Below are 14,171 nucleotides of genomic sequence, written 5' to 3'. Positions count from 1 at the left end.
TTCCAATGTCGTACACAATGCATAGTCGTCGACAAAAGCGGTGGACAACGAGAATTTTTTGCTCGACCGTCAGGATTTCGGTAGCCCTGCAACAGTTTGGAGCATTGCTAAATGAGTTTTACAGAAGAACTTCTCGCCCGTTCCTCTCTATCGAAATCCGAGGACATTGAACGCGATATTGGCGACATGATCCAAAACACCCATCGCGCACTACCTTCAATCCACATCGTTCCCAGCGACGACCATCCGCTGCCGAAAGGCCCGATGCCCGAATACGTCGAGCACAAGGAGGGCGTCAATCAGGTCGGCAAGCTGTCGGCCGAAGCCGTAGTCCGTGAATATGATGCGGCAGTGAAAGAGATCGAGGCGCTGGGTACCGAACTGTCCGAGGCTGCACGAAAGTGTGAAACGATGGTCAGTGCCGTGCATGCCACGATAGCCGAGATCAAGGAGTTGGCGGCAAACTATCGCGACGAAGGCAAGCGCTACTTCCTGCAGATCGAGGAGTGCTCGCTGATGACTTCCGAAGTTCGGACGGTCTGCGAAGCTCTCAAGAAAAAAATCGGTGCGAGCAGTATCGCCGCCTGATTTTAGGCTGTGGCAGGACCTATTGGTGACCGCACAGTTCATTGCGGTCATCAGCACTCCGACGCGAGCTTGAGCGTGCCGTCCGAGTACTGGTGGTAAACTTAGCTTCGGTCCTGTCGTTCATCGATGGGGAACGCTCGCTGCCAACCAAAGCGCAGCGAAGATCATGATGATGACAACTATCACGACTGAGTGCGCGCACTTATAGTCACCCGCAATAGGCGATCAGCCGGGTAGGGCCGCCCGGATCGCATTTTCCCGAGTGTGATTTTCCTTTGGCGCCGCATGGCGCTGAAATTCTGCCGAGAATCGCAGCCAACTTAAAGGCTATCTGGAGGGTGGTAATGGCCCGGCGCATGTCGTGCGGAGCGGCCGTGTGCCGCCGGATCATCGTTGCTGTGGCATTTGCTGATTCTCTAGGATCGACCATCTCGAGATGGCGTTGTAGCTCTTCTTCGGCGAAGTTCATGGACAACATCTTCAGAGACATCCCGCGACTAGGACAATGGCCGTGCGATCCGCAAGGTGTGTGCACGCTTCGTCGAGCTCTGCCGCGAGATGGGCCTGCTGACGATGGCCAGCGTTGCCATCGACGGCAGCAAGTTTAAGGCCGTGAACAACCGCGATCGGAATTTCACCCGCGCGAAGATGGAGCGGCGCCGGGCACAGCTTGAAGCGAGCGTAGCGCGGTATCTCGGTCAGCTCGAGACGGCCGATCGGCAGGAGCCTTCCGAGACCCTCGCGCTCAAGACGATGCGGCTCAAGCAGAAGCTCGCGAAACTCGAAAGTGAGATGCAGCGCCTTGCGGCGATCGAGAAACAGATGCTCACCTCGCCCGACCAGCAGATATCGCTGACCGATCCTGATTCCCGTTCGATGGCGACGAGCGGCCGAGGCTCTGGCGTCGTAGGCTACAACGTCCAGGTCGCCGTGGACACCAAGCATCATCTGATCGTCACGCATGAGGTAACCAACGTCGGCACCGGCCGGTCGCAGCTCGCCAACGTGGCTAAAGAGACGAAAACGACGCTGGAAGAGCGATTGAAGACGTAGTTTCATCCAGTTCGACCGATCCGGCGTCGCTCCTGACCCTGGCTGTATGAAAACGCTGCGCTTAATGTGATTCGCGCGATATGATTCCCGCACGATTTGCGGGGGCTCGGATGAAGCGCTTCATTGACGGTGCGGATCGTGGGCAGAGCGCTAGAACATTGATGCAATCTCCTTGGCACAAACCGGACCTGAGGGGCTGTGCCGCGGAGAAATGGTTCGAGAAGAATGATCCCCAGGACGTTCATCGACGGTTCAGGGCGCCCCTGATATATTGGCAATTGGTGAAGGTCTCCAAAGCCCTCTTACATTGTAAGCAGGCCATGCAGGCAAGGAGATGGCGCATGTTGCTCGATAGCAAGAAAGCGAACGAAATGCAGGCTGCAGTTGATGCGGTTTTCACCCGGCTGCCAAAGGTTTTCAAAACTAAAGAAACTAGGAATGAGATCGCCAAGAACGTGGTACGCAGCGAGAGCGACTACCACGAGGCCGCCCGAAGATGTGTATTGGGACTGTTCGCGAGCGTCGACCGGGCGATTGAGAACAGAACCGGCGGGCCCGCGTCATATCCATGAGGCATGGGCATTGCAGTTTAGTAGATGACTGGGATTTCAGGGGCCGAGTTTGAAACAGGACGCTGCCGGGGCAATATATTTCGAACCCGGCAGCGTATCTTTTTGAGACCAAGCGTGCCTCGCAGGAAGCCTGCAAAGAGAAACACCGGATCGTGACATGAAGCGTCGGACTTGTCCCGGAAAGCCTAAAAGTTCAACTTCCGCACGCTTAGCAGATACCGAAGACCTTCGATCGCCAATTGTTTTTCGGTCTCGTCGGGCTTCTCCGCCCGATAACTTGACACTTTCTCCCGTGCAGCGCGCTCTTCCTCCTGGCTCAAGTTGCCGGTGGTCTGCATTATCCAGTCGATGGCTGTATGCATCTGACGCTCCTTAGGGCGCCAATCTGTTTTAGCCCATCGAATGGCGCCATAATAACAGCTGCCCATATACCTCTAGTCGGGACCAGCCAATCTGGATGCGACTTCGCTTAAATTTTTCCGATCCAAAGTCTATCGAAATTCACCCCCCGTTTCGTGCCCGCCTTATCGTTCATTTTGAGTCTGAGAAAGTAGGTCGCGACCACTGGCATAAGCGCCTCCAAGGCACGTCATACGGCATACCCGTGCCGCAACGAAAGGCGGCCGCAGCGCGGATGACGCGCTGCAGCCGCAAGTTTAGGGAGGAAACGCCTATGGAGGGCAGCGATAGTTGGGCCATCGAATGGCGCCATAATAACAGCTGCCCATATACCTCTAGTCGGGACCAGCCAATCTGGATGCGACTTCGCTTAAATTTTTCCGATCAAGCTCGCTGTCTGCTCACTGGAGAGCTGACTTCATGGAGGTCACAGCAACTCCCTACATCATCGGAGCCGATTTCTAAGACGAAAGAGCCGGACCTCGATTCGTGAAAAGGAGCCCGCCAGCGTGAACCGGCGGGCCGCGTCATATCCATGTGGCATAGGCATTGCGGTTTACTAGATGACGGGATTTCAGCGGCCCAGTTTGAAACAGGGCGCCGCCGGGACAAGTATTTCGAGCCCGGCGGCGTATCTTTTTGAGACTACCGCCAGCTTGAACCGGCGGGCAAGCAGCCCGCCTTTAACTAAAGATTTAGACAAATCGGTTCGCATTTGCTTAGAACTGAACGACTGAGCGGTTCTGGAAAGCAACCTCACGGATCAACCTCCACAGCCTGATCCCATGCAGTCTGGACTGGCACTATGACGTCAGATTTTTCGATTGGCGATCGTGTTCAATTAAGCGCACTCGGCGCATCACGCTGTCCGCGACTTGCTGAAAAGACGGGCACTATCGTGGGGCGGAGCAACGTCTACGTAAAATGCGCCCGCGTCCTGCTCGACGGAAACAAGTCACCAATTTCCGTTCATTGCGACTATCTCGACGCAATTTCGGCGGTCAATGCGAAGTGAGCGGGCCTCCACTCCAGCCCTAGAAACGCTCAAAGCCCGCCAGTGTGAACCGGCGGACCTTCTTTTGTCGCAACGATCCGCGACTATCAACCTACCCTGAGGTTCAGCAAATCCGACAAGTTGATCGAAGACGCGCTAGCGCGACTGGTCCGCGCTTGGCATGGAGCGATTGCTTGTTACCCCTCTGTCTCGGTTTCGGCAGGGCACGCCGATCCGACTTTCGGCAGGCGTCCTATTTACCACCTATGCCACGCTACGCACCGACGAGCGTGGCGAAAAGCTTTCGCGTGTCAGGCAGATCGTTGAATGATTGGGCTCCGATTTCGACGGAGTGATCGTCTTCGACGAGAGCCACGCCATGCAGAATGCAGTCGGGGGCAAGGGCGAGCGCGGCGACCAGGCGGCCTCTCAGCAGGGGCGCGCGGGCCTGAGGCTCCAGCACGCGCTGCCCAATGCTCGGGTCGTTTATGTGTCGGCGACAGGCGCCACCACAGTCCACAATCTCGCTTATGCCCAGCGCCTCGGCCTTTGGGGTGGCGCCGACTTTCCTTTTGCCACCCGTGCCGAGTTCGTCGAGGCAATCGAGGAGGGGGGCGTCGCGGCCATGGAGGTGCTGGCGCGCGACCTCAAGGCGCTCGGGCTCTACGCGGCCCGCTCATTGTCCTATGAAGGCGTCGAGTACGATGTCGTTGAGCACCAGCTTACGCCAGAGCAGGTTCGTATCTATGACGTCTGTGCAGATGCGTTCAGCATCACCTGTCGGAGCAGGATGCGGTAGAGGCTGACTGGCGCATGCGGAGCGATCCCGAGTTCCGCAGGAGCGTTCCGCAATGGCGCGGATCGTCTTGCGTAGCAAGGCCCATTGAACCGTCATCGGACCTTTGGAGGCGGATTGTCAGGCAGCTGAAGTCTCCCAAGGGCAACACCTGAGAACCGTTCCTTCATCTAAGGCAGTGTTGGGACCAGTAGCTCGGTCGAAAGCGCAGGCGGCGGATCAAAGGGCGTCTCGCCCAAGACCAAAGAACGGAAGGCCCGCGGATGCGCCCACCCTTCTGGCTGGATCGCGACAGTAGCTGATAACATGCACTAAACCGCGAGGGCGACACGCAGGAAATTAGTACGAACGGCCTTATCTCGATGTGCCGAGCCCTGCATGTCGTCCGAATGATCCGGACCATGCGAGCCGAAATCACCGTGAGAAGTCGAACCTGGCCAGCGCTTCACCCGGATTACGATAGGTGTCGTCCTTGCAGCCGTCGACGGACGGCTTGGGGTCGCAATAGTCCTTCTGCGGCTGGCAATCGTCCTTGTGCGGCTGGCCGTCGTCGTTCTTGGCGTCCTTCCAGCCACCATCGTGCTTGGAGTATTCGCCCTTGCCGTCTTTCGAGTAGTCGTCCTTCCCGGCATGCTTCGAATAATCGCCCTTGCGGCCGTCATCGGAACAGTCGTCGTGGCCCGGCGCGGCCCCGGCCGACTTAGCACCTTCGGCGGCAAACCCGGTGACACCAGCATCGCGCGCAGGCGCGGCTGCTGGTGTGCGGCTTATGACTCCGACCTGGAGCGGCCCGGCCGCCGGGGCAAGATGGATGATCATATCCGCTCCGTGGGTGATTTCGGGTCGATGTGCTATACTTACACGAGTCATATTTAAATGCTGGAGATTGGCATTGATTTCTTTTTCCTTTTCGGTGTCCAGATGTGCTGTGCCCTCGTCCAGAAACAGGATCTTTGGTCGGCGATAGAGCGCGCGCGCAAGCAGTACTCGCTGTTTCTGCCCGCTAGATAATGAGCTTCCCATGTCACCGATGAGGCTATTGTAGCTCATCGGCATTGCCATGATATCGTCGTGGATGCCGGCAATCTGCGCACACTCGATCATCCATTGCCGATCGAATGTTGTCTCAAAAAAGCAGATGTTGTCGGCAATAGATCCTGACAGCAATTGATCCTCCTGCATCACCGCGCCGATGTGTTCGCGATAAACGCGCGGTCCGATCTGGCCTAGCGGAAGGCCGTCGATCAGGACCTCCCCGCTCGTTGGATCGAGCAGCCCAAGCATAATCTTGACTAGAGTTGTCTTGCCGCAGCCGGAAGGTCCCATGATCGTAGCGAATTGTCCCGGAGCAACGCACAGATTGACGTTGTTAAGAATCAGAGGCTCTGCTTCTGCATAGCGGAAGCAGACGTTGCGCAGTTCGATCGAGCCACGGATCGGTCGCACATACGACAGATCCTGGTCGTGCCCCCGCTCTAGGGGGGTGAGCGCAATATCGGCGAGGCGCTCCAGGTGCAGTCCGAGAATGCGCAGGTCCACCAGCTTCTCGATTAGCAGCGCTGTCCGTTCGGCGAACTGCAGCTTGTAGCTGACGAACGCGAATATCATGCCAACCGTGATGAGGTTGTCTAGCGCGAGGCGAGCGGCGAGGTAGATTGTGATTACGTTCTCCAGGCCGTATATCGTGTCGTTGATGGCTTTGAAGCTGATCCTCGCCCGGCCTAAGCGCACGTTGGCATTTACGTACTCAGCATAGCGGTTCAGCCAATGGCTCTCCCGCTCGTTCTCTCGGTTGAGCAGCTTCAGGCTCTGCACCGCCCGCACGGTTTCGATGAAGGTGGAGTTCTCCTGTGCCTTGCTGTGAATGGCCGCTTCGCTCCGTTGTCGGAACATCCTGAACAGAGCGAGTCGCAAAGCGGCGTACAGCGCGAACGCGACCAGGACGACAAATCCGAGCTGGACGCTGTAGGCGAACATCAATGCCAGCATCAACACCGACATGAGACCGTCGATCAAGCCCGTGATCAGTCCCTCCGCGAGCATGTTGCGGATGGGCTCGATCGAGCCGAAGCGCGACAGGATGTCGCCGATGTGCCGCTTTTCGAAAAATGAGAGTGGCAACCGCACCAGATGATGAAACAGCCGGGCGCCGATCTGAAAGCTCAGCGTGTTCTGCAGAATAAGAACAATGAACGAGCGTGTCGCGGTAGACGCGACTTTGATCAGGACGAGCAGCGCGAATCCAAGCCCGAGTACGAGCAGAAGATCGACGTCGCCTCTAGCAATGACCTCGTCAACCGTGAGCTGCATGTAGAAAGGAGCGGCGAGGACAAGGATCTCGATGACCACCGAGAGAACCAATATTTGCGTTAAGGCATGAGAGTTTCCCCTCATTCCGCTCCAGAATGCTGAGAACGGTAACCGCACTCTCTGGTCTGTGCAGCAGAACTCTTCACTGGGTGAGAGTTCAAGCACGACCCCGGTGAGATGTCTCGATGCTTCGGTGATGGGAAACCATTTCTCGCCGGCGGCCGGATCGTGCACCACGATCCCGTTTTTCTTGCACGCCTTCAGGACAACGAAATGATCCATGTCCCAGTGCAGGATAGCCGGGAGACGCAGTTGGCGCAGATGGTCAACCTCGATCCGCAGCGGCCGGCATGCCAGGTTCAGGTGAGCCGCTATTTCCATGAGGTCGCGGAGAGTGACACCCTTCAGCGAAACTGCGTACCGCCGCCGCAGGCTATTCATGTCAGTTCGATGGCCATGATAGGACGCTACCATAGCAAGGCATGCCAGCCCGCATTCTGCTGCCTCTGTCTGCCTGATGACCGGGAGGAACCCGCGTCCGCTGAAATTCAACAGTCCCTGCATCCGGCTACATCCTTGCGCTCAACACCGGATCAAGCAGCCACCGCATCAGCGAGCGCTGCTCAAGAATCACGTCGGCCTTGAGCAGCATGCCTGGCTGAAGCGGCATCTTGAGACCATAGGCATCGATATCGGGCCGCTCGGGAGCCACAGTCACGCGGTACGCTGGCTCTTTGAGGGTGATCGGCCCGGTAGCGTCATTGCTGGTCAGGATCGTTTGAGAGACTTTTGTTACGCTGCCGCGGTAGGTGCCGAATTTCTGATAGGGAAATGCATCGTAAAGTATCCTGACCTGCTGGCCGGGGCGCACGAATCCGAACGCGCGCGTCGGAAAGAACAACTGCGCCTGCAAGGTCGAATCAAGCGGAATGATTTCGAGCTGCATATGCCTTGGATCAGCGACCTGGCCGATACTTGCATGCAGCGCGGACACGCGCCCACTTGTCGGCGCCTTGATAACGTAGGCCCGCCGTCCGTCCACCTCGGCGATGCGCTGTTCGATCCAGGAGAGATCGCCGCGCAGTACGCGAACCCTCTCTGCGGCGACGATCGGAAGCTGCTCGAGCGTATGCCGGGCGTCGGCCAATTGGGTGCGTCGTACGGTGATCTGCTGATCGAGCGACGCCAAGTGCTGCCTTTGCTCAAGCGCGGCCTGCTCGCGGCGCTTCAGCTCGATGGCCGGCAATGCTCCCTTCGCGATTAGCGTAGCGCCCGTCGATACAAAACTCTCGGAAAGCTGCAGCCGCTCGTTCTGGATGGTTCGCTGATCCTCGAGCTGAGCAGTCTCCCCCTCAATCCCTTTGATCGTGGAAGCGAGGCGATCGTGTTCCGAGGCGGTCCGGCGCTGTTCCGCCGCGATCTGTCGCTCGACCACATCGCGTTGCTGCGTCAGCACTGCGAGCACGGTAGCATTGACGTCGTCGCCGTTGGACGTGATTTGGGAAGTGACTATGGTCAAGAGCGGGTCGCCCTCCGCAACGTCCTGACCCTCGTTCACCTGGACCTCTTTGATGATGCCCTGTTGCGGCACGAAAATTTTAGCCGTGCCGAAGGTCGGCGTTAGATAGCCGGTTACGGTTTCCTTGCGCGCGTATTGAGCGATGGAGATAAAAACCAAAATGAATGCAACAATTCCCGCAAGAGACCAGCTAAGGATCGTGCTCGATACCGGCTGCAGCGATACGACCTCACCCCAGCTGTGGCGTTGATGCAGAAAGTCGATTGCTTCCTGGCGAAATAGAGCTGGCCGTGCCGCCATGGACGCACCTTGTTGCTACGCTTTCATTCGTCTATTTGAGGCTGCGCGTAGTATTCTCTACGCCGCGCCACGGCTGCGGATGGGTATCGCATGATGCGGTGGAGAACCGCTCCCCCGCTATGGAGAAGCGGTTCGCCCACCCATCTCGCCTTTACGTAGATTGCACCTGGATCCCGAGGACGTTGACTCCGATGTTCGTGTCGTTGACGTTGACCAAGCCGAATTGTGTGTTGTCGCCATCGCAACACTTGTCCCTGCCGTCGTGCTTGCCGCTGCCGGCGGCTACGAGGTCGAGTTCTTGGTCGCGCAGTTCAACAGGGTGGGTCAGTTCATGCATGTTACTCTCCTTTTGCTCTCCTTGGGTGTTGATGGCGCCGTACCAGCGGTGCCACGTATCCTCTAGTCTGAATCCGCCAATCTGGATGCAACGCTGCGTAAACTTTTCCCGGCATAACGCTTGCCGTCCACTGATACCGCTTGACGTCGAAGAGATCGCAATCAAGCTCGTTACGAGCGCTCACGCCACTCCTGCTCGATCAAGCGCGCACTCCAGCAGAGAAAAGCAATGGCCGTCATGCGGGACAACGGGCCGTCAATTCACGTTTAATCCGCCGACCGGATCGGCGATCGGCGCTGGAGTGACCAGCTACAAGTCCAGGCTGGATTAATGAGGCGTATCTAAATCATTCTGATTGGGGCCAGCGATGGCTTGGAGTCCTCACCCGCCCTTGAACAATGCGAAAGCACTGAATGTCAGCATTGTCGACGGTGATGACACGAGTCACCAATTCCGTTCGGCTTCAGAGCGGACCTAAGCGCGGCCCTCTAACACCCAATTCAGGACTCGGAGGGCATCGCTCCGAGCCGTTGCATTGTTCTGTCGGATCACAGTCCGCGAGAGCTTTCACCCATCGAAAGCCCGTAGCGCCGCCTTCGCATTGGAGCGTTAAGACATAACCATCCTGCAGCACCAACTTCGAACCAGTCGCGTTCATGACCATCCTCATGAACTCCTCGGGCCCAGTGATGGAGCCTTCTGCGACGACAGGTCCTGCCACCGGTACTATCGTGAGCCAGTAGTAGATAGCGCCCACTTTCGCTTGGCCGATAATGATCGTGCCGTCGCCGCTCAGTTCGTCGATGGTATCATCGTGCAGATCCATGTGCTCAGCCCTCAAACAGGATAAGATCACGGGTTGTGCCTTCATGTTACATTCCTAGGGTGCTTACATTCCTGGGGTGTTGACGGCGCCGTGGTAACGGCTGCCATCCACCTCTAGTCAGAAGCCGCCGATCTGGATGCACGTCGCTCGAATCTTGCCGATAAGGAATAACGCCTGTCGTTCATTGATGCCGTATGACCTCGAGGAGATCGCAATCAAGATCACTGCGGGTGCTCACGCCACTCCTCCTCGATCAAGCGAGACGGCGTGGCCAAGCCCCTTAAGGTTCCGAGCGACGTCCAGTTCCTGGCGCGCACTCTAAGAAAACATTGAACCTTCATGCGCCATGCGGGCTCTCAAATTTCGCGTTTTGAAATTCGTCGACGAGATCGTCGATCGGTGCTCCGAGGCTGGAACCCTCGCCGAGGCAACATCAAAATCATGTCCCTCGCGTGCTGCGATTGGGCAGGGCGCCGCGACTCGCGTGGCAAGTGCGCATCACTCGCGTGGCAGGCGAGCATGAAGTGTTACTCGCCGGTGCAAAATCAAAATGCAAAATCAGAATCATGTCGACGGCGTGCCTCGATTGGGCAGGTCACCGCGCCTCGCGTGGCAAGTGAGCATCACTCGCGTGGCAAGCGAGCATGAAGTGTTAAGCGCCGGCTGCGCCCTGACGAAAGCGTCACGATTTTGTGATGGCGTAGATTGAAACAATTTTCAGCATCAAAGTTGATTTCCCCCAACGGCTCATTTCGCATCAGGAAATGCAAGCCACCAGTTATCTGGAAATGCAAGCCATCAGTGTTCTGGAAATGCAAGCCAGCAATATTCGCTGCGCGGGAATAGTTGCGTCTGCGTTGTTACGAAGGGGTGACTTCGACCATGCCCCACCACGGAGCCGACTTCACAAAGGCAGAGTCTCGCTCCGGCGCAGCGCAGGATGATACCTATCTCAATTGCGAGACGGCTCTGAATTACGAAACGGCGCTAATCGAGTGCGCCGCCGGATCGCGGTCTGCCGTCGGCGAGATCTACGCCCGGGAGAAAGACCAGTTGCGCGCGGTGGCGCACCGGATCGTCCACGACAGGTCGCGTTCGGAGGACGTCATCCACGATGCATTCGCGCAGATTCTCAGATGCGCCAAAAGCTTCGATCCTGCACGCGGATCCGCGCGGGGCTGGATCTACACGATCGTCCGCAATACAGCACTCAAGGTGCAGGAGAACGCCAGGCGGGAACTCGCGCTCGAGGACCACACTCTGAACGCCGTCTGCGAGCGGGAACAGACGGTCTCGAACCCCGCGTCTCGCATCCCAGACAGCATGACCCTACGGACCATGCTCGATCAACTCGAGCCAAGGCGCCGCGCGAGCCTGCTTCTGGCGATCATCGACGGGCGTACGCATGAGGAGATCGCCGAATACCTCCGGGTTCCGGTGGGAACGGTCAAGGCGTGGATCCGGAGAGAACTCGTGGCCATGCGGCGGCAGCTCGAATGAGGCGTGAATTTGTTTTGCGCGCTGCATCCATCGTGGCGCGTCGGCGACATTAGGGTGAGGGCGCGGTGATCCGGACAAGGCATGGGTCCGTCGCAAACCGGAAGCTAGGAGCGAAACGATGTCTATCCTGAGCTGGGTCACGAGCATTTTCGGACTGGTCAAGATTCCGGGAATCGGCGTCCCCCGCGAGGAAGGCAACCCAACCACGCTCGACGACCGCGGCAACGGCGAGCACTCCAAGTGGAATGACGATCACAAGGGTCGCGAGGACTACTCCAGGCACGATGGTGGCTGGAAGGACGCCAAGAACGACGACTGCCAGCCGCAGGACTATTGCGACCCCAAGCCGTCCGACGACGGCAGCAAGGGCGACACCTATCGCAACCCGGGTGAAGCGCTGGCCAGGTTCGACTTCTCACATGGTGATTTCGGCTCTCGTGGTCCGGAGCATTCGGGCGACATGCAGGCCGCGCTCGCCTCGATGTCGTCCGACGACGCCCTCGAATACGCCATCGGCCAGATGGGTTCTGCAGATCACTTCGACGTAGGGCATCTCCACGTGCCGGCCGACACGTCGCACGACACTGACGCCTGATCCGCCGAAAGACCCGCACACGGAATGCGCGAGAGTAGTTTCTGATTCGAACGAGAAAAAGGCGACAGTCATGAACGAAGTCGAAAAACGCGAACTGTTCGAACAAGAGCGGAAGATCTTCGAAGCTGGGGTGCAGCGTGCGGACAAGCGATCCGGCTCTTTCAATTTCTTGACCTGGTCGTTCTTCATTGCCCCGCCGATTGCCTGCGACGAGTTTTTTGTCGACATTTTCAAATCCGCGGCGGCCGAGCAGGAGGTCGCCAAATCGGCTCAGGCAGGCGCCGCGCCGCAGGAGGCGAATGACCATCCGTCGGCGATTGATCCTTCGAAAACGGGCGCAGGGGATGAGACGGCCAAAAGGCCCGCCGCCTCGTCGGAGGCGCGTGCGGCCCAGCTCGATCCGACGGGGCGTTTGGCGCAGCCGCATGACGATGCGCGCAAGCCGAGCCCCGCCCGCAACGAGGCGGTCGCCGCCGAGAGGGCGGGGGCGGCGGAGGCGGCGATGATGCCGAGTCCCGCCATCATAACGCTCACACCTCAATCGAAGATGGCTCCGTCAACCCGCTATCAGCGGATTCCCACCTCGGAATCACTCAAATGCAGAGAGGGTCAACGCTCGAATCCGTTCAGTCCAACGTGCTACTCTTTCAGCCCGTCGATGATCGGCTTCGCTCCCCTGCTTGGAGCTGTCGGCAGTCTCAGCAATGACGTGGTGGGAGGTATCGCGCCGGTCGAGGCGCAGCCGGTGCTCGCGACCGTGACCGACACCGTGGGCACGCTGACCCATGACGTGGGCGGCCCGATCGCGCCGGCCGAGGCGCAGCCGGTGCTCGCGACCGCGACCGACACCGTAAGCACGCTGACCCATGACGTGGGCGGCACGATTGCGCCGGTCGAGGTGGCGGCGCAGCCGGTGCTCGCGACGGTGACTGACAGTGCGGGTGCGCTGACCGACGACCTGGGCGGGACGATCGCGCCGGTCGAGGCGGCGGCGCAGCCGGCGCTCGCGACGTTGACTGACACCGTGGGCACGCTGACCAACGACGTCGGTGGCACAATTGCGCCGGTCGAGGTGGCGGCGCAGCCGGTGCTGACGACGGCGACCGACAGCGTGGGCACGCTGACCGATGACGTCGGCGGGACGATCGCGCCGGTCGAGGCGCAGCCGGTGCTGACGACGGCGACCGACAGCGTGGGCACGCTGACCGATGACGTCGGTGGCACAATTGCGCCGGTCGAGGTGGCGGCGCAGCCGGTGCTCGCAACGGTGACCGACAGCGTGGGCACGCTGACCGATGACGTCGGCGGGACGATCGCGCCGGTCGAGGCGCAGCCGGTGCTCGCGACGGCGACCGACACCGTGGGCACGCTGACCGATGACGTCGGCGGCACGATCGCGCCGGCCGAGGCGGCGGCGCAGCCGGTGCTCGCAACGGTGACCGACACCGTGGGCACGCTGACCCACGACGTGGGCGGGACGATCGCGCCGGCCGAGGCGCAGCCAATGCTCGCGACCGTGACCGACACCGTGGGCACGCTGACCAATGACGTCGGCGGGACGATCGCGCCGGTCGAGGCGGCGGCGCAGCCGGTGCTCGCGACGGTGACCGACACCGTGGGCACGCTGACCCATGACGTCGGCGGCCCGATCGCGCCGGCCGAGGCGCAGCCAATGCTCGCGACCGTGACCGACACTGTGGGTGCGCTGACCCGTGACGTGGTCGGCACAATTGCGCCGGTCGAGGCGGCAGTGCAGCCGGTGCTCGCAACGGTGAGCGACACCGTCGGCACGCTGACCCACGACCTGGGCGGCACGATCGCGCCGGTCGAGGCGGCAGTGCAGCCGGCGCTCGCAACGGTGAGCGACACCGTGGGAACGCTGACCGACGACGTCGGCGGCACGATCGCGCCGGTCGAGGCGGCGGCGCAGCCGGTGCTCGCGACCGCGACCGACACCGTGGGAACGCTGACCGACGACATCGGCGGGACGATCGCGCCGGTCGAGACGGCGGTGCAGCCGGTGCTCGCAACGGTGACCGACACCGTAACCACGCTGACCAACGACGTGGGCGGCACGATCGCGCCGGTCGAGGCGGCGGCGCAGCCGGTGCTCGCAACGGTGACCGACACCGTAACCACGCTGACCCACGACGTGGGTGGCACAATTGCGCCGGTCGAGGCGGCAGTGCAGCCGGTGCTCGCAACGGTGAGCGACACCGTCGGCACGCTGACCAACGACCTGGGCGGCACGATCGCGCCGGTCGAGGCGGCAGTGCAGCCGGCGCTCGCAACGGTGACCGACACCGTAACCACGCTGACCCACGACGTGGGTGGCACAATTGCGCCGGTCGAGGCGGCAGTGCAGCCGGTGCTCGCAACGGT

General features: G+C 59.8%; 11 protein-coding genes and 2 pseudogenes. 7 read left to right on the top strand and 6 right to left on the bottom strand.

Annotation, left to right across the window (positions count from 1 at the left end; genetic code table 11):
* Positions 1-111 precede the first annotated feature (111 nt).
* Positions 112-588, top strand: a complete 477-nt coding sequence (locus IVA95_RS22795; protein ID WP_247512529.1) for a hypothetical protein — start codon at positions 112-114, stop codon at positions 586-588.
* A 208-nt stretch (positions 589-796) separates the two neighbouring features.
* Here IVA95_RS22795 and IVA95_RS22790 read toward each other — a convergent pair whose 3' ends face one another.
* Positions 797-1,057 carry a hypothetical protein gene (locus IVA95_RS22790; RefSeq protein WP_247512528.1) on the bottom strand — a complete coding sequence of 87 codons (261 nt, stop codon included), beginning with the start codon at positions 1,055-1,057 and terminating at the stop codon, positions 797-799.
* 32 nt (positions 1,058-1,089) lie between these two features.
* On the opposite strand from IVA95_RS22790, the pseudogene IVA95_RS22785 reads away from it, so the two are divergent.
* Together IVA95_RS22785 and IVA95_RS22780 are read left to right on the top strand one after the other, a co-directional pair.
* A pseudogene (locus tag IVA95_RS22785) lies at positions 1,090-1,605 on the top strand (IS5/IS1182 family transposase); the annotation flags it as partial.
* 377 nt (positions 1,606-1,982) lie between these two features.
* Complete coding sequence (locus IVA95_RS22780) at positions 1,983-2,213, top strand: hypothetical protein (protein WP_247512527.1); 231 nt, start codon at positions 1,983-1,985, stop codon at positions 2,211-2,213.
* Positions 2,214-2,398: 185 nt separating this feature from the next.
* Here IVA95_RS22780 and IVA95_RS22775 read toward each other — a convergent pair whose 3' ends face one another.
* Positions 2,399-2,575 carry a hypothetical protein gene (locus IVA95_RS22775; RefSeq protein ID WP_247512526.1) on the bottom strand — a complete coding sequence of 59 codons (177 nt, stop codon included), beginning with the start codon at positions 2,573-2,575 and terminating at the stop codon, positions 2,399-2,401.
* 1,157 nt (positions 2,576-3,732) lie between these two features.
* Between IVA95_RS22775 and IVA95_RS22770 the strand changes: the two are divergent.
* Positions 3,733-4,381 (top strand): annotated as a pseudogene (locus IVA95_RS22770) (strawberry notch family protein); the annotation flags it as partial.
* Positions 4,382-4,816: 435 nt separating this feature from the next.
* On the opposite strand, the gene IVA95_RS22765 reads toward IVA95_RS22770, so the two are convergent.
* The 4 genes from IVA95_RS22765 to IVA95_RS22750 form a co-directional block, all read right to left on the bottom strand.
* Positions 4,817-7,276, bottom strand: coding sequence for a peptidase domain-containing ABC transporter (locus IVA95_RS22765; RefSeq protein WP_247512525.1), 2,460 nt, complete (start codon positions 7,274-7,276; stop codon positions 4,817-4,819).
* A gap of 4 nt (positions 7,277-7,280) precedes the next feature.
* A complete protein-coding gene (locus tag IVA95_RS22760) occupies positions 7,281-8,531 on the bottom strand; it encodes an HlyD family efflux transporter periplasmic adaptor subunit (RefSeq protein WP_247512524.1) in 1,251 nt (416 codons plus the stop codon).
* Positions 8,532-8,682: 151 nt separating this feature from the next.
* Complete coding sequence (locus IVA95_RS22755; protein WP_057851238.1) at positions 8,683-8,868, bottom strand: hypothetical protein; 186 nt, start codon at positions 8,866-8,868, stop codon at positions 8,683-8,685.
* 463 nt (positions 8,869-9,331) lie between these two features.
* Positions 9,332-9,739 (bottom strand): hypothetical protein, encoded by a 408-nt coding sequence (locus IVA95_RS22750; RefSeq protein WP_247512523.1) that lies wholly within the window; start codon positions 9,737-9,739, stop codon positions 9,332-9,334.
* 825 nt (positions 9,740-10,564) lie between these two features.
* Here IVA95_RS22750 and IVA95_RS22745 point away from each other — a divergent pair.
* The 3 genes from IVA95_RS22745 to IVA95_RS22735 all read left to right on the top strand — a co-directional run.
* The gene (locus tag IVA95_RS22745; RefSeq protein ID WP_247512522.1) at positions 10,565-11,194 is read left to right on the top strand and encodes a sigma-70 family RNA polymerase sigma factor; all 630 of its coding nucleotides are present in this window, start codon (positions 10,565-10,567) and stop codon (positions 11,192-11,194) included.
* Between the two features lie 118 nt (positions 11,195-11,312).
* A complete protein-coding gene (locus IVA95_RS22740) occupies positions 11,313-11,789 on the top strand; it encodes a hypothetical protein (protein WP_247512521.1) in 477 nt (158 codons plus the stop codon).
* A 70-nt stretch (positions 11,790-11,859) separates the two neighbouring features.
* The coding region (locus IVA95_RS22735; RefSeq protein ID WP_247512520.1) for a hypothetical protein at positions 11,860-14,171 on the top strand (2,312 nt) is incomplete at its 3' end.

This window comes from Bradyrhizobium sp. 157 (assembly GCF_023073815.1).
GTDB lineage: Bacteria > Pseudomonadota > Alphaproteobacteria > Rhizobiales > Xanthobacteraceae > Bradyrhizobium.
Note: the sequence above shows the minus strand (reverse complement) of the source record. Positions and strands in the feature narration are given on the sequence as shown.